Origin of the sequence: Cohnella baijiui (genome assembly GCF_020731285.1) — a bacterium.
Classification (GTDB): Bacteria; Bacillota; Bacilli; order Paenibacillales; family Paenibacillaceae; genus Cohnella.
Genome location: NZ_JAJFOW010000524.1, coordinates 1 through 209 on the forward strand (window position 1 = coordinate 1; position 209 = coordinate 209).

Annotated in this window: 1 protein-coding gene; it reads left to right on the forward strand. The window is 56.0% G+C overall.

Going from position 1 to position 209, the window contains the following annotated elements; genetic code table 11:
- Nucleotides 1-204 (forward strand): YitT family protein (locus LKX83_RS33650; RefSeq protein ID WP_227887666.1); only part of this gene is annotated, 204 nt, incomplete at its 5' end.
- Nucleotides 205-209: the final 5 nt, after the last annotated feature.

A 209-nucleotide genomic window follows, 5' to 3' on the forward strand; every position in this document is an offset into this window, starting at 1 on the left:
ATTTTGTATGAGATGGACCGGGGCGTGACGCGTCTGGCCGCGCATGGCGGCTATACGGACGAAGAGCGGCCCGTATTAATGTGTGTCGTGGCACAGAACCAACTCGCTCGGCTCAAAACGATTGTGAAGCGAATTGACCCGGCAGCCTTCGTTATCGTAAGCGATGCGAATGAGGTGCTTGGCGAAGGCTTCCGTCACAGTTAGCGGAT